This is a genomic window from Lutispora thermophila DSM 19022 (assembly GCF_900142105.1).
GTDB lineage: Bacteria > Bacillota > Clostridia > Lutisporales > Lutisporaceae > Lutispora > Lutispora thermophila.
The window spans coordinates 286,458-307,083 of sequence record NZ_FQZS01000003.1; the positions used below are offsets into that span (position 1 = coordinate 286,458).

The 20,626-nt window shown below is 35.7% G+C and carries 22 protein-coding genes and 1 other annotated feature; of the genes, 20 read left to right on the forward strand and 2 right to left on the reverse strand.

Annotated elements, in window-relative coordinates; translation table 11 throughout:
• Nucleotides 1-177 precede the first annotated feature (177 nt).
• From BUB48_RS01415 to BUB48_RS01510, 20 genes are all read left to right on the forward strand, one after another.
• A complete protein-coding gene (locus tag BUB48_RS01415; RefSeq protein WP_073023728.1) occupies nt 178-1,227 on the forward strand; it encodes a M42 family metallopeptidase in 1,050 nt (349 codons plus the stop codon).
• Nucleotides 1,218-2,246 (forward strand): M42 family metallopeptidase, encoded by a 1,029-nt coding sequence (locus BUB48_RS01420; RefSeq protein ID WP_073023730.1) that lies wholly within the window; start codon nt 1,218-1,220, stop codon nt 2,244-2,246. The genes BUB48_RS01415 and BUB48_RS01420 overlap by 10 nt, the downstream gene beginning before the upstream one ends.
• Nucleotides 2,239-3,222, forward strand: coding sequence for a M42 family metallopeptidase (locus BUB48_RS01425; RefSeq protein ID WP_073023732.1), 984 nt, complete (start codon nt 2,239-2,241; stop codon nt 3,220-3,222). Before BUB48_RS01420 ends, BUB48_RS01425 begins: the two co-directional genes overlap by 8 nt.
• Before the next feature lie 165 nt (nt 3,223-3,387).
• A complete protein-coding gene (locus BUB48_RS01430; RefSeq protein WP_073023734.1) occupies nt 3,388-3,861 on the forward strand; it encodes a MarR family winged helix-turn-helix transcriptional regulator in 474 nt (157 codons plus the stop codon).
• Nucleotides 3,852-5,243 (forward strand): MATE family efflux transporter, encoded by a 1,392-nt coding sequence (locus tag BUB48_RS01435; protein WP_073023736.1) that lies wholly within the window; start codon nt 3,852-3,854, stop codon nt 5,241-5,243. The genes BUB48_RS01430 and BUB48_RS01435 overlap by 10 nt, the downstream gene beginning before the upstream one ends.
• A gap of 354 nt (nt 5,244-5,597) precedes the next feature.
• Complete coding sequence (locus tag BUB48_RS17915) at nt 5,598-5,753, forward strand: hypothetical protein (RefSeq protein WP_175548321.1); 156 nt, start codon at nt 5,598-5,600, stop codon at nt 5,751-5,753.
• A 149-nt stretch (nt 5,754-5,902) separates the two neighbouring features.
• Nucleotides 5,903-6,113, forward strand: a binding site (T-box leader).
• Nucleotides 6,114-6,359: 246 nt separating this feature from the next.
• Nucleotides 6,360-7,751 carry an asparagine--tRNA ligase gene (asnS, locus tag BUB48_RS01450; protein ID WP_073023742.1) on the forward strand — a complete coding sequence of 464 codons (1,392 nt, stop codon included), beginning with the start codon at nt 6,360-6,362 and terminating at the stop codon, nt 7,749-7,751.
• Nucleotides 7,752-7,943: 192 nt separating this feature from the next.
• Nucleotides 7,944-8,447 (forward strand): flavodoxin family protein, encoded by a 504-nt coding sequence (locus BUB48_RS01455; protein ID WP_073023744.1) that lies wholly within the window; start codon nt 7,944-7,946, stop codon nt 8,445-8,447.
• On the forward strand, nt 8,444-9,082 hold the full coding sequence (locus BUB48_RS01460; RefSeq protein WP_073023746.1) for an NADPH-dependent FMN reductase family protein: 639 nt from the start codon (nt 8,444-8,446) through the stop codon (nt 9,080-9,082). The genes BUB48_RS01455 and BUB48_RS01460 overlap by 4 nt, the downstream gene beginning before the upstream one ends.
• Nucleotides 9,083-9,157: 75 nt before the next feature.
• Complete coding sequence (locus tag BUB48_RS01465) at nt 9,158-9,775, forward strand: lactate utilization protein (protein ID WP_073023748.1); 618 nt, start codon at nt 9,158-9,160, stop codon at nt 9,773-9,775.
• A 183-nt stretch (nt 9,776-9,958) separates the two neighbouring features.
• Nucleotides 9,959-10,714, forward strand: coding sequence for a class I SAM-dependent methyltransferase (locus BUB48_RS01470; RefSeq protein WP_073023750.1), 756 nt, complete (start codon nt 9,959-9,961; stop codon nt 10,712-10,714).
• A 46-nt stretch (nt 10,715-10,760) separates the two neighbouring features.
• Entirely contained in the window at nt 10,761-11,579 is an 819-nt protein-coding gene (locus tag BUB48_RS01475) for a VTT domain-containing protein (protein WP_073023752.1), read from the forward strand.
• A gap of 318 nt (nt 11,580-11,897) precedes the next feature.
• Nucleotides 11,898-12,524 carry a histidine phosphatase family protein gene (locus BUB48_RS01480; RefSeq protein ID WP_073023754.1) on the forward strand — a complete coding sequence of 209 codons (627 nt, stop codon included), beginning with the start codon at nt 11,898-11,900 and terminating at the stop codon, nt 12,522-12,524.
• A gap of 68 nt (nt 12,525-12,592) precedes the next feature.
• Complete coding sequence (locus BUB48_RS01485; RefSeq protein WP_073023756.1) at nt 12,593-13,132, forward strand: flavodoxin domain-containing protein; 540 nt, start codon at nt 12,593-12,595, stop codon at nt 13,130-13,132.
• A 26-nt stretch (nt 13,133-13,158) separates the two neighbouring features.
• Nucleotides 13,159-13,914 (forward strand): class I SAM-dependent methyltransferase, encoded by a 756-nt coding sequence (locus BUB48_RS01490; RefSeq protein WP_073023758.1) that lies wholly within the window; start codon nt 13,159-13,161, stop codon nt 13,912-13,914.
• 114 nt (nt 13,915-14,028) lie between these two features.
• Complete coding sequence (locus BUB48_RS01495) at nt 14,029-14,628, forward strand: GyrI-like domain-containing protein (RefSeq protein WP_073024038.1); 600 nt, start codon at nt 14,029-14,031, stop codon at nt 14,626-14,628.
• 96 nt (nt 14,629-14,724) lie between these two features.
• On the forward strand, nt 14,725-14,901 hold the full coding sequence (locus BUB48_RS17920; protein ID WP_175548322.1) for a hypothetical protein: 177 nt from the start codon (nt 14,725-14,727) through the stop codon (nt 14,899-14,901).
• A gap of 128 nt (nt 14,902-15,029) precedes the next feature.
• Nucleotides 15,030-15,965, forward strand: coding sequence for a helix-turn-helix transcriptional regulator (locus tag BUB48_RS01500; RefSeq protein ID WP_242944138.1), 936 nt, complete (start codon nt 15,030-15,032; stop codon nt 15,963-15,965).
• Between the two features lie 68 nt (nt 15,966-16,033).
• Nucleotides 16,034-16,492 (forward strand): GyrI-like domain-containing protein, encoded by a 459-nt coding sequence (locus BUB48_RS01505; RefSeq protein WP_073023760.1) that lies wholly within the window; start codon nt 16,034-16,036, stop codon nt 16,490-16,492.
• Nucleotides 16,493-16,647: 155 nt separating this feature from the next.
• Nucleotides 16,648-16,899 (forward strand): TfoX/Sxy family protein, encoded by a 252-nt coding sequence (locus BUB48_RS01510; RefSeq protein WP_333782533.1) that lies wholly within the window; start codon nt 16,648-16,650, stop codon nt 16,897-16,899.
• A 459-nt stretch (nt 16,900-17,358) separates the two neighbouring features.
• Here BUB48_RS01510 and gltX read toward each other — a convergent pair whose 3' ends face one another.
• Entirely contained in the window at nt 17,359-18,819 is a 1,461-nt protein-coding gene (gltX, locus tag BUB48_RS01515; protein ID WP_073023764.1) for a glutamate--tRNA ligase, read from the reverse strand.
• Between the two features lie 27 nt (nt 18,820-18,846).
• Complete coding sequence (locus BUB48_RS01520; protein WP_408631035.1) at nt 18,847-20,286, reverse strand: aminoacyl-histidine dipeptidase; 1,440 nt, start codon at nt 20,284-20,286, stop codon at nt 18,847-18,849.
• Nucleotides 20,287-20,626 lie beyond the last annotated feature (340 nt).

Consider the following 20,626-nt stretch of genomic DNA (forward strand, 5'->3'; position numbering starts at 1 on the left):
GATGAGCTAAAAAGTTCGGGAAGTGGTAAGTATATCGCTATTATGGTTTTCGAGAATTATATATTAGAATAATTTTTTAAAATTTTGCAAATAGCTTTTGCTATTATCATCAAATTATATTAACATTAAATATGTGGGGATTTATTACCATATTACACAGAGAAAGAGGGAGATGTTTTGCTTAGGAGTTTGCTTAAAGAACTGGTAGAAGCCCATGGCGTTACAGGCTTCGAGCATGAAGCAGCGAAAGTCGTGGAAAAGTACTTTCTACCCTATTCAGATGAGATAAAAATTGATAAAATGGGCAGCCTATATGCAATAAAAAAGGGAAAGGCTGATAACCCAAAGAAGATTATGCTGGCAGCTCATATGGATGAAATAGGCTTGATGGTAAAGAAAATTGACGATAAGGGATTTATTCAATTTACAAATGTAGGGGGAGTAGATCAAAGAACCTTGCTGACTCAAGAAGTCATCATACATGGAAAAAAGGACTTATTTGGAGTCATAGGCAGCAAGCCACCCCACATTCTTGAAGCCAGTGAAAGGGAAAAATCCGTTAAGATGGAAGACATGCTGATAGATGTAGGTCTTCCAAAGGAAGAAGTTGAAAAGTATGTTTCAATTGGAGACTCAATCACAATAAGGCGCAAGTTGCTGAACTTGCAGAATGATATGGTGGCTGGTAAAGCTTTGGATGACAGGGCTGGTGTTGCAGTCATGTATGAATGCTTGAAAGAATTGAGCCATATGAAACATGATTGTGATGTTTACGCTGTCGCTACAGTTCAGGAGGAAGTTGGATACAGAGGTGCAATTCCTGCCACATTTGAGATATCTCCCGATATAGGAATTGCTATAGATGTAGGTTTTGGGTCCACTCCAGAACTGCCAAAAGATGAAACTGCTGATTTAGGCAAAGGGCCTTGCATCGGTTTTGGTGCCAATATTCATCCAAAGGTCTATGAAAGATTGGTGAAGGTAGCAAAGGAATACAACATACCTTATCAGCAGGATATATATCCTGGAGCTACAGGCACAGATGCGTGGGGAATGCAGGTTACCAGAGGTGGAGTTTCCACAGGCTTGATATCCATACCTCTAAGGTATATGCATACCTCCGTAGAAACTGTCCAAATTAGTGATATTAAAAACGCCGGAAAGCTTTTGGCATATTTCATAGTCAGCTTAAATGGCGAGGATTTGGAGGAAATGCTATGCTATTAAAAAGATTAACTGATGCTTGCGGTATGCCCGGTGGCGAAGGTGAAGTAAGGCAAATAATATTGGAAGAAATAAAACCATATGTTGACGATATAAAGGTTGATAGATTAGGAAATGTGATAGCAACTAAAAATGGCAAGCCTGGATACCCAAAGGTTATGATAGCTGCTCACATGGACGAAGTAGGGCTCATGGTAAAGTCCATAGATGATGGAGGATTTATAAGATTTGAACAGGCAGGAGGATTGGATGAAAGAATATTGGTATCCAAACCAGTGCTGGTGGGAAAAAATAAAATACAGGGTGTCATAGGTGCCAAAGCAATACATTTGCAGGAAAAGGGCGAAAGGGAGACTCCATTAAGAACAAAGCAGCTGTATATAGACATCGGTGCCAAGTCAAAGGAAGATACGGAAAAGCTGGTGAAGCCGGGAGATTATATAGCTTTTGACAGTGAATATGTGGAATTCGGAAATAATCTGATAAAAGCAAAAGCATTGGATGACAGAGCCGGATGCGCAGCATTGATAGAAACTTTAAAACATAATTATGATGTTACTGTAGTGGCTGTTTTTACAGTTCAAGAAGAAATTGGATTAAGAGGTGCAACAGTAGCTGCATACAAAGTTAATCCAGACATTGCGTTAGTTCTTGAAGGAACTTTATGCTCAGATGTATCCAACGTGCCTGAGCAATCCTATATAACAAAGTTGGGGGCTGGTCCTGCCATATCCCTTATGGATTCCAGAACCATATTCCCTAAGAACTTGGCTAAAAGAATATATGACATCGCTGTCAAAAACGGAGTAGATATTCAATATAGATTGCCCTCATCAGGCGGAAATGACGCAGGAGCAATACATACCACAAGAGAAGGAATACCCTGTACAGCAATTTCTGTACCGTGCAGATATATTCATTCGCCATCTTGCGTAATGAGCAAGGATGATTTTGAGGGACTTAAGAAAATAGTAAAACTATTCCTGGAAGATATAAAAGAGGGGGAATACATCCGTGATTAATAAAGATTTATTGAAAAGATTATTGGAAACCTTTGGCCCATCCGGCAACGAAGAAGCCATAAGGGAAGTTATCAGGGAAGAAATAAAAGGCTATGCAGATGAGATAAAAGTAGATGCCCTGGGAAATCTAATAGCAGTAAAAAAGGGCAACGGTAAAAAGATTATGGTAGCCAGTCATATGGATGAAATAGGAATCATGGTTACCAATATAGACGACAACGGTTTCATTCGCTTCACAAATATAGGAGGAGTTTCACCATATACTGCACTATATCAAAGAGTAATGTTTGCTGATGGCACCATGGGTGTTGTAGGCGTGGAGAAAATTGACAACATGAAGGATCTTACATTGAGTAAAATGTTTATAGATATCGGTGCCTATTCAAAAGAAGAAGCCATGAAGAAAGTAAATGTAGGAGATGTGGCTTGCTTCTATGCACCTTTTGTTCAGGATGGGGACTATATCATGTCCAAGGCTCTGGATGACAGAATAGGTTGCTATGTTGCCATTGAAGCATTAAAAGCTCTCAAAAACAGTCCCAATGAAGTATACTTTGTATTTACAGTGCAAGAAGAAGTAGGCTTGAGAGGAGCCAAGACTGCTGCCTACGGTGTAGATCCTGATATGGGTATAGCATTGGATGTTACTCTGACAGGAGATACTCCTAAAGCTAAGACTATGGAAGTAAAGATGGGTAAAGGTACTGCTATAAAGATTAAGGACAACAGTGTATTGGCGCATCCAACAGTAAAGAAACTTATGATAGAGACAGCTCAGGAAAACAATATTCCATACCAGCTTGAAATATTGGAAGGTGGAGGTACAGATTCAGGAGCAATTCATCTGACAAAATCCGGAGTACCCTCTGGAGTTATATCGGTACCATGCCGATATGTTCACTCTCCATCAGAAATGGTATCAGTAAAGGATGTAGAAAACTCAATACAATTATTGGTAAAAGTACTTGAAAAATAACATATCGAAAAGTATTGACAGCAGGAATAAAAATAGTTAGAATTCTAATAGTAAGAATTCTAACTATTTTTATGTGTAGGAAAATATATTTTTCTACAGTAGAGGAATGCAACCATCCAAGGCAGGTCCTAAGGATGGGAAGCAATACTTTCTATGGAGGCAATTATGGATAAAACTATATTTAAGGAGCTTTTTAATTCTTTGTTTGAATTCATGCCTCTATATCATCAGACCATAGGATGCATATATCATAAGGATTATGGTATAGAGCCCAGTTTAAACAAAAGCCAGCAAAAAGCTCTTTTTATTATTCAAAAAAAGGGCAGAGTAATGCCATCTTCCCTTGGAAAAGCAATGGACATGCAAAAAGGAAGCCTCACAACATTGATTGATTCTTTGGTGGAATATGGGTTTGTTAGGAGAGAGGCGGATTGTGAAGATAGAAGAAAACAATGGATCATTCTGACTTCTCAAGGTGAAGAATATATTTCAAAACTGATGTCCTGCTTTGAGAAAGAATTTGAGAGGATTTTTGAAAAAGTGGATTCACAAGATATTTATAAGTTATTGGAAAGCATTGAATTTGCTAAAGAAATTCTAAAAAATATTAAAGAGACAGGAGTAATGATATGCAAGTAGTTGAGAGAGAAAGGTTACTGGGAGAAAAGGAAATACCGAAACTTTTACTTAAGTTTTCTATACCTGCTATAGTAGGTATGGTGGTAAATGCCCTTTACAACTTTGTTGATATGGTATTCATAGGTCAAGGAGTAGGTCCTTTGGGAATAGCCGGAGTTAGAATTGGCTTTCCACTAATGGTTATAGGTATGGCCTTTTCTATGCTTATAGGTATAGGAGGCAATTCTCTTGTATCCATAAGGCTTGGACAGAAGAAGAAGGAAGAGGCAGAACTGATATTGGCCAATGCTTTGGTCAGCATGATAATTATAGCAGTGGCGCTGACTGTGTCGGGACTCTTATTTATGGAGCCGCTTCTCAGAGTATTTGGAGCCAGTGATGCTGTGATGCCTTATGCCAAAGGATATTTCACAATCATAGTTTACGGAACCATATTCCAGATGATTGAAATGGGCATGAATAACTTCATACGAGGAGAAGGAAACCCGAAGGTTGCAATGACAACCATGCTCATAGGAGCAATACTTAATACTATTCTGGATCCAATATTTATATTTGCATTTGGATGGGGTATAAAAGGAGCAGCACTTGCAACTGTTATATCCATGGCGGCTTCTGCAATATTTGTAATGTATTATTTCCTTTCTGGCAACAGCTTGTTAAAGATAAGGAAATCTAATCTGAAGTTAAGATTTCATATTGTAAAGTCCATTACTACTATAGGATTGGCTCCTTTTGCTATGCAATTGGCGTCCAGTTTAGTGGTAATTTTCATGAATAAAGGCTTGGCTCAATACGGAGGAGACATTGCTGTATCAGCCATGGGCATTATAAATAATGTGGTATCACTTTTTACTATGGTTGTCTTTGGAATTAATCAAGGTGCTCAACCTATAATTGGATTTAACTATGGAGCTCAAAAATATGACAGAGTAAAAAGCACCTTGAAATATGCCATAGGAGCTGCCACAGTGGTCGTTACCATAGGTTTTATAGCAACTCAATTATTTGCTCCGCAAATGATCGGAGTTTTCACCGACGATGCTGAGCTTATTAATGTGGGTGCCATGGGAATGAAGAGAGTTATGATATTTATGCCCATAATCGGTTTTCAGATTGTTAGTTCTGCATATTTCCAAGCTGTTGGCAAACCAAAGCAATCTATGTTGTTAAGCCTTTCACGTCAAGTGCTTTTATTGATACCTATGATATTGATACTGCCTACATTTATGGGATTGATGGGACTCTTTACGGCAGGTCCTGTTGCAGATTTATCATCATCTATACTTACAGCAATTTTCCTATACTTCGAGTTAAAGAATCTGAACAGGAAGCATCAGGATGAGAAAGTTGAGCCAAAAGCTCAGTTTGGTGAAATCTAGAATTTAAGTCAAAAGGTTTGCAGATCATGGCCTACAATCATATTAAATGATTTGTAGGCTGTTTTAGTTGAGTGATATGCCAGCATATGGTAAAATAAAATAGGAACTATTTTTGAAAGGATATTCTTTCTTATAAAATTCAAGAAGAAAATAACACCTTGCCAATACATTGCAAGGTGTTATAAATTAATATAATTACTTATATAACGGCAACCCGCACCAAGCGGTGTGGATTACCCAGTATGCTAAAAATAAACTCAAAAAATATTTAATATAATATGTAAAGCATTACAAATTTAGTGATTAGTGTTATAATGAGTTAAATGTTTCATAACGGTAAAGAAGGGTGATTGCATGGAATTGCTAATAGGTATTTTCATACTTGTAATAATGGGAATACTGCTTTCAAGATTAGCAGGAATTATAGGGGCAAACTTATTTAAGTTCTCTCAAATATACGGACATATTCAAGAGAGTTATAGAAAGTTAAAAAAAATGGCATATAAATGAGCAAAATGAAATCCATAAAATATGGTGCAATCATTAATCTATAGCAATGTATTTAATATGTGAGCTAAGTATGAGGTGTAAAGTATATATTATGATAACATGATGATTGACAAGTTTAGGTATCGTTATTATAATATTTGTTAATACTATTAACAGCTATGAAGGGATGCGAAATACAGAAGAGTTTCAGAGAGTCGGCGGCAGGTGGAAGCCGATACGAAACTGTATGGAGGAACCTCCCGGAGCATCCGCCCGAAATCTTATGAGAGTAGGCTCGGACGGCACCCACCGTTATTGGGCAAGAGCTGGCCAGATAGGCAAGCAGGGTGGTACCGCGGAATTCAATCTTTCGTCCCTATATGGGATGAAAGATTTTTTATAATGCCAGGAAAATATAAATTTTTAATTTATACTTTCCGTAAGAGCATTTCAAGAAAGGTTACCTTGATTGTTAAAATGCTTCCAAAGGAAGCCTTTCTTATTTATCTAAAATTACAAAGAAAATACTGGAGATATTATAATTATTTTGCATCAAATATATCCCAATATTTAAAGTTAACAAGCAAAGGTAAGTTAGTCAACACAATAATATAAGGAGGCATAAAAATGAAAACAGTATATGTAAAAAGCTTGTACAGAGATACCGACAGCTATGCAGGAAAGACTGTATCAGTAGCAGGTTGGATAAGAAACATAAGGGTATCAAAAAGTTTTGGTTTCATAGAACTTAATGATGGCAGTTTTTTCAAGAATGTTCAAATCGTTTTTGGTGAAGAACTGGAGAATTTTAAGGATATTGCAAAGTTAAACATAAGTTCATCGCTTTATGTGGAAGGTCAACTGGTATTAACTCCGGAAGCTAAGCAACCTTTCGAGATAAAAGCAGAAAAGATAGTGATTGAAGGTCTGTCTTCACCGGAATATCCTTTGCAGAAGAAAAGACATAGCATGGAATACTTAAGAACCATTGCTCATTTGAGACCGAGGAGCAACACCTTCTCTGCCGTATTTAGGGTAAGATCTTTGGCAGCCTATGCAATACACAAATTCTTTAACGAAAGAGGATTCGTGTATGTCCATACTCCAATAATTACAGGCAGTGATGCTGAAGGTGCAGGTCAAATGTTTAGAGTAACTACATTGGATATGGAGAACCCACCCAGAACAGAGGATGGGAAAGTTGACTACAGAGAAGACTTCTTCGGCAAGTCAACAAATCTAACCGTAAGCGGTCAGTTGGAAGCAGAAGTATATGCTTTAGCCTTTAGAAATGTATATACTTTCGGACCAACTTTCAGAGCTGAAAATTCCAACACTCCAAGACATGCGGCAGAATTCTGGATGATTGAACCTGAAATAGCCTTTGCGGATTTGGAAGACAACATGAAGCTGGCAGAAGATATGATGAAGTATGTTATAAACTATGTATTGGAGAATGCTCCAGAGGAAATGGCATTCTTTAACCAGTTTATAGATAATACTTTGCTTGATAGATTACAAAACATAGTTGACTCTGAATTTGGAAGGGTTACTTATACAGAGGCAATAGAATTGCTGAAAAAATCCGGTAAGGAATTTGAGTATCCTGTTGAATGGGGTATGGACCTCCAGACAGAACATGAAAGATATCTGACTGAGGAAATATTCAAAAAACCTGTATTTGTAATCAATTATCCAAAGGAGATAAAAGCCTTCTATATGAGGCTTAACGATGACAATAAGACTGTGGCGGCCATGGATCTTCTGGTGCCAGGTGTAGGAGAAATAATCGGAGGCAGCCAGAGAGAAGAAAGATATGATGTATTAGAAAAGAAGATGGAAGAATTCGGCCTTGATAAGGAAGACTACTGGTGGTACATGGAGCTTAGAAAGTACGGTGGAACTAAGCATGCTGGCTATGGATTGGGATTTGAAAGATTGATAATGTACCTGACAGGTATAAGCAACATCAGAGATGTGATACCTTTCCCAAGAACAGTAGGAACAGCTGAATTCTAATGCTGTAGCTTACAGAACCGTTTCCTTAAGAAATTCAGGGACGGTTCTTTTTTAACCCAGACTTTCTGTAATGGGATTCAAGAGAAATTTTAATAAGCAAGCAGCTATGGTATAATGTGGATATAATTCATTTTTCGAGCAGATATTTTGTTGATGCATATCGATATATTGGTTTTGAAGGGAAAGTGAGAAATGAAATTATTTATATGTGACTTGGAAAGTAAAGATTTTGGAAAGCTAATTCCTGACTTGCCTGATGACGATAAGGTCATTTTATATGATGAGAGTATCCAGCATTGCATAGGATGCTTCGGCTGTTGGATAAAAACACCTGGAGCCTGTGTAATACGCGATAGATATGGAGATATGGGTGAATATTTATCAAAATCTCAAGAAGTTATTATCATAAGCAGATGTTGTTATGGTGGATTTAGTCCATTTGTAAAGAATATATTGGATCGAAGCATTCCTTATTTGCATCCTGATTTTGTAATTAAGAACGGAGAGATGCATCATAAGAGACGATACAAAAATGTTATAGATCTTAATGTGTATTTTTATGGTGAAAACATAACAGAAAAAGAAAGACAGACTGCCCAAAAGCTAGTGAAAGCTAATTCCGTTAATCTGGATTGTAATATTGGCAGAATTTTATTCTTCAAAAGCATTGAGGAGATGGAGGGGCAGATACTATGAAAATAGCTTTTATATACGGAAGTCCCAAAGCAAAATATAGTGCATCAGCTTCATTATTGCAGGAGTTGAAGCCTCTTTTAGAGCAAGATGATATTGCCATTTCAGAATATAACTTTAGAAAGCCTTTATTGAATAAAGAAGAGATAGAACAGTTGATAAATTATGATATTCTTGTATTCGCATTTCCATTATATGTAGATGGAATACCGTCTCACTTGCTTAATTGTCTTATCCAACTAGAATCTTTTTTTACATCTGCAAATAAAAAAGATATAAAAGTATATTCCATAGTAAACTGTGGTTTTTATGAAGGTCATCAGAATAAGCTGGCGATGGAAATGATGGAGAATTGGTGTTCAAAAGCAGGGCTTAAGTGGGGACAAGGGCTTGGAATCGGCGGAGGTGGAATGATGGTGATGATAAAAAATGTTCCAATGGGGCAAGGACCAAAGAAGAGTTTGGAGGAGCCATTTAGACAGTTAGCAAATAATATATTGAATGGCGCATCAGGAGAAAATATATTCGTCTCTCCCAATATTCCTAGAATCTTCTATAAATTTGCGGCAGAAATAGGATGGAGAAAATCAATAAAAGCAAACGGATTGAAGAAGAAAGATTTGTCTGCCAGAAAATAAGAACATGGAATGATTGCAATTTTTATACCATAGACGAATGTTTGTTAACTTCTTAAGTCAAGGGAAGGTGAAAAAATGGATAAGGATATGGAATTAAAGATAATAAAAAACTTTAAATCCAGGAATATAGATGTGGCATTTTTTGAAACCTTGGAAGAGGCTAGAGGTAAAATAATGGAATTGATACCTTTAACTTGTTCAGTTGGAATTGGAAATTCTCAAACTTTGAAGAAGATGAATATTTCAGAGCTGTTGAGAGCAAGGGGAAACATTGTATTTGACAAAACACAGGCCCAAAGCCAGGAAGAAAGTAAAGAGATTAAGAAAAAGTCCTTATTGTCTGATTGGTATATTACAGGTACTAATGCAATTTCAACAGAAGGGCATATAGTAAACATAGATCATAGTGGAAATAGAGTAGCAGCTATGATATATGGACCCGATAATGTAATAGTTGTAATAGGAAGAAACAAGATATGCGATACACTTGATGATGCAGTACATAGAGCTAGAAGCATATCAGCTCCGTTGAATGCTAAAAGAGCCGGATATAATCCACCATGCTTGGAATTGAAAAAGTGCATAGATTGTAAAACCGCTGAAAGGGTTTGTTATAACTTAGTTATTGTAGAAGGTCAGTTTGCTAAAGGTAGAATGAAACTGTTTATAGTAAATGAAGAATTGGGGTTTTAATATTTTAACAGATTAAGTTAAGACAATAAATAAAGCTCATTGGGGATTGTCAAAATTTATAAGTATTGATTTTTGCTTCTAAAAAATCTAAGAAGAAAACGACTATGGTAATATGCGGATATAACTTTGTAGGAGACCATACAAAAAAATTATAGAGGCTAATAGCAAAGAGGAGGCATTAATATGGACAGGCTCTATGAAAGGCCTGATATTTATGACTTAGCATATACTGAAGAAACTTATAAGATACTAAAAGAACATTACATGAAGATGTTTAAGGATTGCCAAATTTCAAGTATATTAGATTGCAGCTTTGGAACGGGAAATCTGACTATTGTATTGGCTGAAATGGGTTATAAAGTATCAGCTTCGGATATAAGTGAAGCTATGCTTGAAAAAGGAAGAGAAAAAGCATTGAAGAAAGGGTTGGACATAGAATTAAAACAGTGTGATTTCAGAAATCTATCTAAGAATTTTCATGATAAATATGACTGCGTAATGAGTACCGGAAACTCTCTGCCTTATGTAAAGAATGATGAACTGGAAAAGGTATTAAGAGAAATGGACGCCCTTGTTAGAGATAAAGGTTATTTATATTTTGATATTCGAAACTGGGATAAAATAATTAGGACCCATCAAAGATTCTATTTTTACCCTCCTTTCTTTAAAGATGATATACGAATTAATTTATTTCAGATATGGGATCATAATTCTGACGGAACCATCACGTTCAATATAGTGTATTCTTTTGAAAAAGAAAACAAGGTTATCCAGCGAGAAATATTTGAAGAAATTTATAATCCTGTATCAAAGGATTTTATTATCAAAGTATTAGATGAATTAGGCTACTATGATTTCAAAATTAAACCTTATCCTTATATAAGAGAAGTAGAGCTTGAAGATGTGGATTGGTATTGTTTGTTAGCAAGAAAGAAATAGTTGGACACAAAAAAGTACATAATAAGATTACTGGGGGATTCGGAATATGAATGGCACATCGCAACAGAACAAGGCAAAAAAATTATACATAATAATTGTTTTAGGTGTCATAGTTGTACTGGGAATAGCCTTATACTTTGCATGGCCATTTCTTTCCTCCCTTGGTAATCCGGATAAAATAAGAAATATGATAGATAAAGCAGGTCCATGGGGACCCTTGGTATTCATATTGATACAAATATTACAAGTTTTAGTTGCACCTATACCTGGACAGGTGGCGGGGTTGGCGGGAGGTTATCTTTTTGGTCCCATATGGGGCTTGATATACACAATGATCGGTGCAACCATAGGGTTCACACTTATTTTTATCCTTACTCGGAAATTCGGACGGCCCTTTGTCGGATGTTTTGTAGATAAGAAAAATCTGGATAAGTTTGACCATCTAATTGAGGGCAAGAAAGGAAAGTTAGTAATTTTTTTAATTTATCTTCTGCCGGCATTTCCAGATGATCTCATATCATTTGTTGCGGGGCTTAGTACTATACCCATTCGTTCCTTGGTGATCATTTCAGTATTAGGACGATTGCCGGGTTATGCAATACTGACCTTTACCGGTCATGGTTTGACATTTAAAAATTTAAGTCCTGTCATAGTTTCAATTTCTATACTCTTAATATTGCTTGCTACAGCATGGTGGAAGAGAAAATGGCTCCAGGATTTTGTATTGCATAATAACAAGATTCTTTTTATCAAAAGGCATTGGAAAAAATCATGGCCTATCATATTATTATGGATTGTTGCAATAATTGTAGCAGCTATAGCTATTTATGAAATTGCCGGCCTTATATTATATGGGAGATATTAGATATAATTATAAGAGGGTATATAATGTTATTTAGGATAATTGTATTAATATTATGGATTATATTTGCAGTATTTTTAAAGAGAGTCTCAAAGGATAAGTCTAGGTTATCAGATGAATTATTGTCGCTAGTTTTAGTCAGTTATTATTACAATTAATCTAAATATACGATATATCACTTATAATCAGCATTTTGCTTACGTTTATATTAACTGTTTCATTAGTTATTAATCATAGAAGTTCAAATAATTAGGACAAGCATTATTACAGCATTTATATAAGTAGGTGTATTCAATAATTTTATTTCTTAAGGGGGATATCATGACAAAGCTATATATAACAAGACATGGACAAACAGAATGGAATCTAGAAAGAAGGCTACAAGGGAGGATGGATTCCAAGCTTACTCCATTAGGAGAAATTCAGGCTCAATGGCTAGGGGAAAGATTGAAGGATGAAAAAATAGATGTGATTATATCCAGTTCAAGTGGTAGAACCATAGCTACAGCTGAAAATATCAGAGGGAAAAGGGAAATTGAGATAATTCCAAATGATAACCTGAGGGAAATATATCTTGGACAATGGGAAGGAATGCTGTATACAGAGGTTGAAAGGCAATGGCCGGAAGAGCATAAGAATTTCTGGAACTTTCCACATCTTTATAAACCTATAAATGGTGAAACATTCTCACAGGTTATAGACAGGGTGGGCAATGAGATAGAAAAGATAATAACTCAATATAAAGACAAAAGCGTGCTAATTGTCACCCATGCGATTGCTCTAAAAGGTATTATTTCATACATTGAAAAGAAAGACTTAAAGGATTTTTGGAGCGGAGCTTTTATGCAGCCTACATGTTTAAATATATTAGAAGCAAATAAAGATAACAGAAAGTTTATATTGATGGGTGATACTTCTCATTATAAGGTGGAAGAGGAAGCTATTTAAACAGTTTTATATGATATCTATCTAAAAATGTAAAATGTGAACTTGCTCTGAAAGGAGGTTGAGATTATATGAGTAACATAATTGTTATTTATCGGTCTAAATACGGATCCACCAAGAAGTATGCTGAATGGTTAGCAGAAGAGTTATCTGCTGATTTAATTGAAACAAAAAAAGCTTCAATCGAACTCATTGAAAAGTATGATGTTGTTATTTTAGGCGGCGGCATATATGCTACGGGTATTGCGGGAATTTCTTTCCTTAAGAAACATTATGAAAAACTTAAGAATAAGAAGCTTATAGTGTTTGCAGTAGGAGCATCTCCATATGATGAAAAAGCAATGAAGGCATTGCGGGAACATAATCTTAGATCGGAGCTTTCAAGGATTCCAGTTTTTTACTGTAGAGGAGCATGGAATGAAGGAATTATGTCATGGAAAGATAAAGTGCTTTGTAATTTATTGAAAAAAGCTGTTGCGAAAAAAGATCCAAGTACTTATGAGCCATGGGAGGCTGCATTGATGGAAGCCATTGGACGTAGCTGTGATTGGACAGATAAAGAATATATAAAAGGAATTGTGGAGTATGTGAAGGTAAATATAGAATTATGAAATCTTTAATATAGAGGAGAGGTAATATGGGGTTAAAAGAACTTTGGTTAGAAGAAGAGAAGAAAAGCTTTCAAGGTTGGGATTTTTCCTATATAAATGATAGAACAGAAGAGGAACCGTTGCCTTGGGATTATGATAAGATAGTGCGACAATATTTAAATCCGGATTACATGCTGCTGGATATGGGTACCGGTGGAGGAGAATATCTATTGTCTTTAGGTCATCCATATAAAAATACCTGCGTTACAGAAGGATATCCTCCGAATGTTGAATTATGCATGGAAAAACTTGAACCCCTTGGTATTGAAGTAAAGCAGGTAATTGATGATTCACATCTGCCCTTTGATGACAACATGTTCGACATGGTAATAAACAGACATGAATCTTTTGATGTTAATGAGGTACATAGGCTTCTTAAACCTAATGGATTGTTCATAACTCAGCAGGTAGGAGGCAAAAACAATAAGGAATTGTCAAAGTTTTTGATTGATGATTTTAAGGAAATCGTAAGCAGCAATTTTGATCTTAATAATAATGTTGAGCTGGTTCAAAATGCGGGATTTACTATATTAAAATCAGATGAATACTTTCCTTACATAAGATTTTTTGATATTGGAGCTTTGGTTTATTTTGCAAAAATAATTGAATGGGAATTTCCCAATTTTTCCGTGGAAAGATGTTATGAGAAACTGTGTCAATTACAATCAATACTTGAGAAACAAGGATTCGTGGAAAGCAGAGAGCATAGATTCATTATTGTTGCCAGAAAAACACAAAAATAACATGACATATAGATGTCATGTTATTTTTGTTAAAGTATGCAATGAGGAGATGAATGGGAGTTGATAAAGGTGCCTGATAAGTTTGATTTCAAGAAAGAGTTTAAGGATTTATACATGCCCAAGAGAAATCCTGTTTTGGTGGATGTGCCTGCTATGAATTTCATTATGATCGATGGCAAAGGAGATCCAAATGGAAAAGAATATCAAAATGCTGTATCAATATTATATGCCCTGGCTTTTATAATAAAAATGAGCAAAATGGCAGACAAGCAGCCTTTGGGCTATTTTGAATATGTGATTCCACCATTGGAAGGACTATGGTGGTGTGAAGGTGACAGGTTTCATTTTGATAAGCGGGAATCTTGGCTCTGGACTTCAATGATAAGACAACCGGAGTTTGTTACACGGGAAGTATTTCATTGGGCAGTAGATGAATGCAGGAGAAAGAAGCCTGATTTAGATGTAAGTCTGGCAAGATTTGAATCCTTCACAGAAGGATTATGTGTACAGATTATGCATATAGGCCCCTATGCAGATGAACCTTGTTCTATTAAATTAATGCAGCAGTATATGGAGGAGAATAATTTAAGAGATGCTACAGGATTGGAGAGAAAACATCATGAAATATATTTATCCGATCCAAGAAAGACAGCACCGGAAAAATTAAAAACTGTTCTACGACATCCTGTGGAACATATGAAGTCTGTATTTTAATACTATGAAATGAAATATGGTATAGAATTGAAATGATAGAGAAGGATGAGAATATGGGCGATGTTTTTGAGAATATTTTGCATATTCTTGAGGTAAATGGATTCATATGATAAATCTATGAAAAGTCTCCAAAACAAGCTTCTTGTAACAGCTATAGGGAAAGAAAAAAGATTGAACCATATTTGGGGATCATATTTATGGGGTACATCTGATACGTGGGAAAAAGAATATAGCAGAAAATATGAGTTTGAGAACCCTAAAGAGTTTGTATAGAATCATCTATCGGAGATAATAAATGAGAAGAAATTGAGAATGATTGTTGATAAATAGTGAAAAATAATGTAGTTGGAAAAATCGGACATGTGGTATAATATGGATAATTAGTTAAATTGAGCGGTGATATGATGAAGCTTGACAGATTGATTTCCGTATTGGTTATACTTTTAAGAAAAGAAAAAGTACAGGCAAAAGAGTTGGCTAGAATATTTGAAGTATCTGTGAGAACCATACTGAGGGATGTAGAAACCTTAAACCTTGCCGGGGTACCTATTGTCACCTACCAAGGTGCCAATGGAGGAATAGGTATTGCCGAAGGATATCGGCTAGATAAAAGTGTATTGACACAAGATGATATGGCTGAAATTATATCTACCCTTAGAGGATTGGCAAAGATGCTGCCTAATAGCAGGCATGAAGTACTCATGGAGAAGTTTATGAACACGCTATCAACCTCTCAGATTGAGAAGGTTTATTCAAAGGCTAATCGACTTATCATAGATCATTCTCCATGGGGAGAAGATTCGTCTATAAAATATAATGCATCTCTGATATATAAGGCTATAGAAGATGCTAAGGAAATCAGATTTAAATACATTAATGCAAAGGGTGAAAAGACTTTTCGCATAGTAGAGCCATATTCATTGATCCTGAAGTCTCAGAAGTGGTATTTATATGGCTGGTGCAGTTTGAGGAAGAGTTTCAGGCTTTTTAAGCTTTCTAGAATGAGAGAGCTTATGATATCAGATAAAAGCTTTTTAAAAAGGGAATTACCATCGAAGGAGTGTCCATGGGAGGAACAGTGGGAAAATACTGATAATTTAGTTTCCTTCCAGCTTGCTTTTGAAAAAGAAATGGAAGATGTAGTCATAGATTATTTTGGTTATGATTACCAATATGGAGACGATGGGAGGATACTGGTAAATGCTGTTATGCCAGAGGATAACTGGCTTTATGGATTTATATTGAGCTTTAGAGATCAGGTAGAAGTTATAAGTCCAATACATATAAGAACGATTATAAAAGAAATATCTGAAAAAATATATAAAAAATATTTATAAAACATGACATATAGTTGTCTGGTTTGCTTCCTTATTGTAAAGAAAAGATAATATAAGGAGGAAAAGAAATGGATTATAAAATTGAATTGACAGAACAACCAGCTCAGCCTGTATTATCAATAAGAACAAGAACATCAGTCGGGAATTTACCCAAAGAACTAGGAAGGGCTTACCAGACAATTGCTGAATATCTGAATGAAATTGGCGAGCAGCCAGCAGGAGCTCCTTTTACAGCATACTATAACATGGATATGGAGAATCTGGATGTAGAGATTGGATTCCCTGTATCCAAAGTTCTTGAAGGGAAAGATGAAATCAAAGCAAGCCAAATACCTTCAGGCAAGCAAGTATCCTGTATGCACCAAGGTTCATATGAAGCATCAGTAGCTGCATATGATGTGATGTCGAAATGGGTTATGGAGAAGGGTTATGTTCCTACAGGAGTAGCTTACGAATTCTATTTTAATTCACCTGTAGAAGTTCCGGAGAGTGAGTTGCTGACAAAAATAGTATTTCCTCTAAAATAAATTTATAGGTAAGACTCGGAAAATCCGTAAGCTATAGTAGGGAATACCTGCTAAAGCTTTTAAGTAAAGTACGGTAAAGTTTGCATGAAAAAAGCAGGATATCTAAAAAGCTATAATATATGCGGAAAAAATGACGAGAGGAGGAATGAATAGTCGTGAAGTTGAGTGAATTGCCCAATATAGGTAATGCTCTCGAAAAAAGACTTATCGAAGCTGGGATTAAGGATTCGGAACAATTAAAGAAAATCGGGAGCAAGGATGCTTTTATTTCACTGAGAAATATGGATAGCAGTACATGTCTCAATACTCTGTATGCACTTGAAGGAGCAATTCAAGGCATAAGATGGCATTATTTGAGTGATGATATAAAGGAAGATTTGAAAAAGTTCTATAATGATTTTCAATAGTTTAATGGAGAAGAAGCCATACACAGTCATAGCTATTGGTATGTTATTAAAATGAGTTAAATATTAAAGCAGTTGCGTTCTGCTATTCCCAAATGAATGGGCTATATTCTTTGAAAACAGTTTAGTAACTATGATACCTTCAGGTTTTTATCCCATATTACCATTGATGGTGAAAAATATTTTTATAATGCTAGGGAAGTATAATTCTAGCTTAATAATAACTTTCCGTAATGGGTTTCAAGAAAGGCTACCTTGATTATAAGAAACGCTTCCAAAAAGAAGCCTTTCTTACAAAGAGCACCTGGATAAATGGACAGAGTATAGTTCTATGAACTATGTGGAGATTGAGACTGATATTCGATAAATCATTTTGAATTTACTTTGTAATTTATATAATAGAGAAATCAAAATAGAATAAAACCTGCTGGCAGAATACACTGCCGGCAGGTTTTGCATCATTTACTGTTCATTCTTCAGCTTCTCAATGCCAATCTCTATTCTTCTTATGGTTTCATCCTTGCCAAGTATTTCTGCTAACTCATAGGCTCCACCGGGAGTGAAGGCTTTGCCGGATACAGCAGTTCTTATAGGCCAGAGCATTTGACCATTCTTAATGCCCATTTCCTCTATAAGCTTTGTAATGTTGTCCCGGATGTTATCCAGATTCCATATTTCTATGGATTTCAATACAGGGAGGGCCTTTTCCAAGCTGTCTATGGCTATTTCATATGTGGTTTTCATTTTCTTATGGATGTACATTTCTATGGAATATTCAGGAAGCTCATCAAGGAAGTCCAGCTGTGAAGGTATATCTGTCAAAACTTCGGTTCTGGTATGGAGCAATTCGCTTATCTTTTTGTAGTCGTATTCCTTTTTAAGAGCTTTTTTATAATATGGCATTGCCAGCTCATGGAATTCATCCAGGGAAAGTTTTCTTATATACTCGCCATTCATCCATTTTAGCTTTTCTATGTCAAAAATTGCTGGAGCCTTGTTTATCTTTCTATAGTCAAATATTTCTATAAGCTCCTCAAGAGAGAATATTTCCTGGTCTGTTCCAGGATTCCAGCCAAGTAAAGCTATATAGTTAAGAACAGCTTCTTTCAAAAATCCTTTTTCTATAAGATCCTCGAAAGATGCATCGCCTTTTCTCTTACTCAGCTTGTTATGGGCATCTCTCATTATGGGTGGACAGTGCACATAAACAGGAACATCCCAACCAAAGGCTTCATAAAGTCTGTTATATTTAGGTGAGGAGGATAGGTATTCGCTTCCTCTTACTACATGAGTTATACCCATAAGATGATCATCTATAACATTGGCAAAGTTATAGGTAGGCATTCCATCGGATTTTATAAGTATCATATCATCTAGCTCTGAATTTTCTACGGTTATGGTCCCATATATTTCATCGTTAAAGGTGGTAATTCCTGTCTTAGGATTGTTCTGCCTTATTACATAAGGTTCGCCTCTATCCAGTTTCTCTTTTATTTCCTCTTTTGAAAGACCTAGACAGTGTTTATCATATTTAAAAGGCGTCTTCAATGCCTCAGACTGTTTTCTTAATGATTCTAATCTTTCCTCGCTACAGAAGCAATAGTAGGCCTCGCCTTTTTCAACTAACTTCTCTGCATATTCTCTATATATATGTTTTCTTTGACTCTGGACATAAGGTCCTACTGGACCACCTATGTCCGGACCTTCATCATGCTTCAATCCAGAGAGTTTTAATGCATTATATATTACATCTACTGCACCTTCTACATATCTTTCTTGGTCTGTATCCTCAATTCTTAATATAAAGTCTCCTCCATTATGCTTTGCAATAAGGTAAGCATAAAGGGCTGTTCTAAGATTTCCTACGTGCATATATCCTGTAGGACTTGGAGCAAATCTTGTTCTTACTTTATTTTGATTCATCTTATCTCTCCTTTGTTAACTCTATATTCAACTATTTAATGCTTCTAAAACTGCTAATAAATACTCATAGGTTCTTTTCACTGACGATATGGAAACATGTTCGTTAGGCGTGTGAACATCATACATATTTGGACCAAAGGATATCATATCAAGTCCTTCAATCTTTTTGCCCAGCAAACCGCATTCTACACCAGCATGTATAGCTATTATCTTAGGATCTTTTCCGTATTTTTCTTTATAGACTTTTTTAAATACTTCTCTGATTCTGGAGTCTGGATTGTATTCCCAAGCTGGATATTCTCCATGGGCACCAAAGTCTGCGCCTGCAAGTTTAGCTACTGCACAGAACTGTTCTTTTATATATTCCTTACGACTATCTACAGAGCTTCTGATAGAAGAATCGAAAAATATTCCTTCTTCTTTAGTAGCTACTACTCCAAGATTACTTGAGCTTTCAACAAGGCCTTCCATTGAGCTGCTCATGGTCTGAACTCCGTTGGGTATAGCCATCAGCAAGGCGAGAACTTTTTCAGTGGCATCATAACTCATGGCATTTTCATAATTTTCTTCGGTCTTGCTTAAAGTAACTGTTACATCAGGATCTGTAACCTTATACTCATTTTTGAGAATGTTATTCCATTCTTTTATTATTTCCACAAGCTTCTCATATTTGTCGTCAGGAGCAAAAATAACTGCATCCGCTTCTCTTGGTATAGCATTGGTCTTTGAACCGCCGCTTAAATGCGATAGTTGGAAAGGTACTTCCTTATATATGCCCTGTAATACTCTTCCCATAAGCTTGTTGGAGTTTCCTCTGCCTTTATCTATCTCCATACCGGAGTGGCCGCCTTTGAGACCTTTTATTGCTACCGTATATGCTTTCAAGTTATTTTCTGGTTTTTTCCAGTCAGCTTTAAAAGAGATGGTTGTTCTAGAGCCTCCTGCACAGCTTACCAGAAGTTCACCTTCTTCTTCCGAATCCATGTTTATAAGAATTCTTCCTTTTAAATGTTCAGGGTTGAGAGCGCTGGCACCAGTCATTCCTGATTCTTCATCAACTGTCATTAAAACTTCTAGAGCAGGATGCTTTACATCATCGGAGGATAATAAAGCCAATGCCATGGCAACAGCGATACCATTATCCGCTCCCAAGGTTGTGTTATCTGCATAAATCATGTCGTCTATGTATCTTAGGGTAATGGGATCCTTGGTGAAATCATGAACTTTGTCCTTATTCTTTTCGCATACCATGTCCATATGTCCCTGAAGTATGACTGTAGGTCCATTTTCATAACCAGGTGTAGCAGGTTTTTTAATAATAACATTGAGTACTTCATCTTGTATGTATTCTAAGTTATGTTTCTTAGCAAAGTCAACTAAATAATCGCTTATGCCTTTTTCGTTTCCTGAACCTCTCGGGATCTTAGATATTTCTTCAAAATATTTGAATATCTTATCCATGACCATCATCCCTTTCTCAAAAATACAATCTTTTACTAATGTAATTATTATAATGCATCGTAAAATTAAATTCTACCCGAATTTAATTAGTCTATGATTTTCAACAAAAGTTACTTAATATAAAATTAATAATAAAGACTTTTGTTTTAATACATAAAACTATGAATTCTACTCGAATTTGATTTTGGTTGAATTTTAATGAAAATTACCATGATATGGAATTGAATTGATAAAGTAATAATTAAATTTCATATATTGAATATTTAAAAGGAATGATAGTAATTATGGGAGTAATTGTTTTATTAATTTTATTTATATATGTATTTGTAAATACAAATTTGATCAA

Bases quoted from the DNA above. Each gene is read 5' to 3' on its own strand.
- BUB48_RS01420 (WP_073023730.1), top strand. From the start codon at position 1,218: ATGCTATTAAAAAGATTAACTGATGCTTGCGGTATGCCCGGTGGCGAA.
- BUB48_RS01430 (WP_073023734.1), top strand. From the start codon at position 3,388: ATGGATAAAACTATATTTAAGGAGCTTTTTAATTCTTTGTTTGAATTC.
- BUB48_RS01435 (WP_073023736.1), top strand. From the start codon at position 3,852: ATGCAAGTAGTTGAGAGAGAAAGGTTACTGGGAGAAAAGGAAATACCG.
- BUB48_RS17915 (WP_175548321.1), top strand. From the start codon at position 5,598: ATGGAATTGCTAATAGGTATTTTCATACTTGTAATAATGGGAATACTG.
- asnS (WP_073023742.1), top strand. From the start codon at position 6,360: ATGAAAACAGTATATGTAAAAAGCTTGTACAGAGATACCGACAGCTAT.
- BUB48_RS01455 (WP_073023744.1), top strand. From the start codon at position 7,944: ATGAAATTATTTATATGTGACTTGGAAAGTAAAGATTTTGGAAAGCTA.
- BUB48_RS01460 (WP_073023746.1), top strand. From the start codon at position 8,444: ATGAAAATAGCTTTTATATACGGAAGTCCCAAAGCAAAATATAGTGCA.
- BUB48_RS01465 (WP_073023748.1), top strand. From the start codon at position 9,158: ATGGATAAGGATATGGAATTAAAGATAATAAAAAACTTTAAATCCAGG.
- BUB48_RS01470 (WP_073023750.1), top strand. From the start codon at position 9,959: ATGGACAGGCTCTATGAAAGGCCTGATATTTATGACTTAGCATATACT.
- BUB48_RS01475 (WP_073023752.1), top strand. From the start codon at position 10,761: ATGAATGGCACATCGCAACAGAACAAGGCAAAAAAATTATACATAATA.
- BUB48_RS01480 (WP_073023754.1), top strand. From the start codon at position 11,898: ATGACAAAGCTATATATAACAAGACATGGACAAACAGAATGGAATCTA.
- BUB48_RS01485 (WP_073023756.1), top strand. From the start codon at position 12,593: ATGAGTAACATAATTGTTATTTATCGGTCTAAATACGGATCCACCAAG.
- BUB48_RS01490 (WP_073023758.1), top strand. From the start codon at position 13,159: ATGGGGTTAAAAGAACTTTGGTTAGAAGAAGAGAAGAAAAGCTTTCAA.
- BUB48_RS01495 (WP_073024038.1), top strand. From the start codon at position 14,029: ATGCCCAAGAGAAATCCTGTTTTGGTGGATGTGCCTGCTATGAATTTC.
- BUB48_RS17920 (WP_175548322.1), top strand. From the start codon at position 14,725: ATGGATTCATATGATAAATCTATGAAAAGTCTCCAAAACAAGCTTCTT.
- BUB48_RS01500 (WP_242944138.1), top strand. From the start codon at position 15,030: ATGATGAAGCTTGACAGATTGATTTCCGTATTGGTTATACTTTTAAGA.
- BUB48_RS01505 (WP_073023760.1), top strand. From the start codon at position 16,034: ATGGATTATAAAATTGAATTGACAGAACAACCAGCTCAGCCTGTATTA.
- gltX (WP_073023764.1), bottom strand. From the start codon at position 18,819: ATGAATCAAAATAAAGTAAGAACAAGATTTGCTCCAAGTCCTACAGGA.
- BUB48_RS01520 (WP_408631035.1), bottom strand. From the start codon at position 20,286: ATGGTCATGGATAAGATATTCAAATATTTTGAAGAAATATCTAAGATC.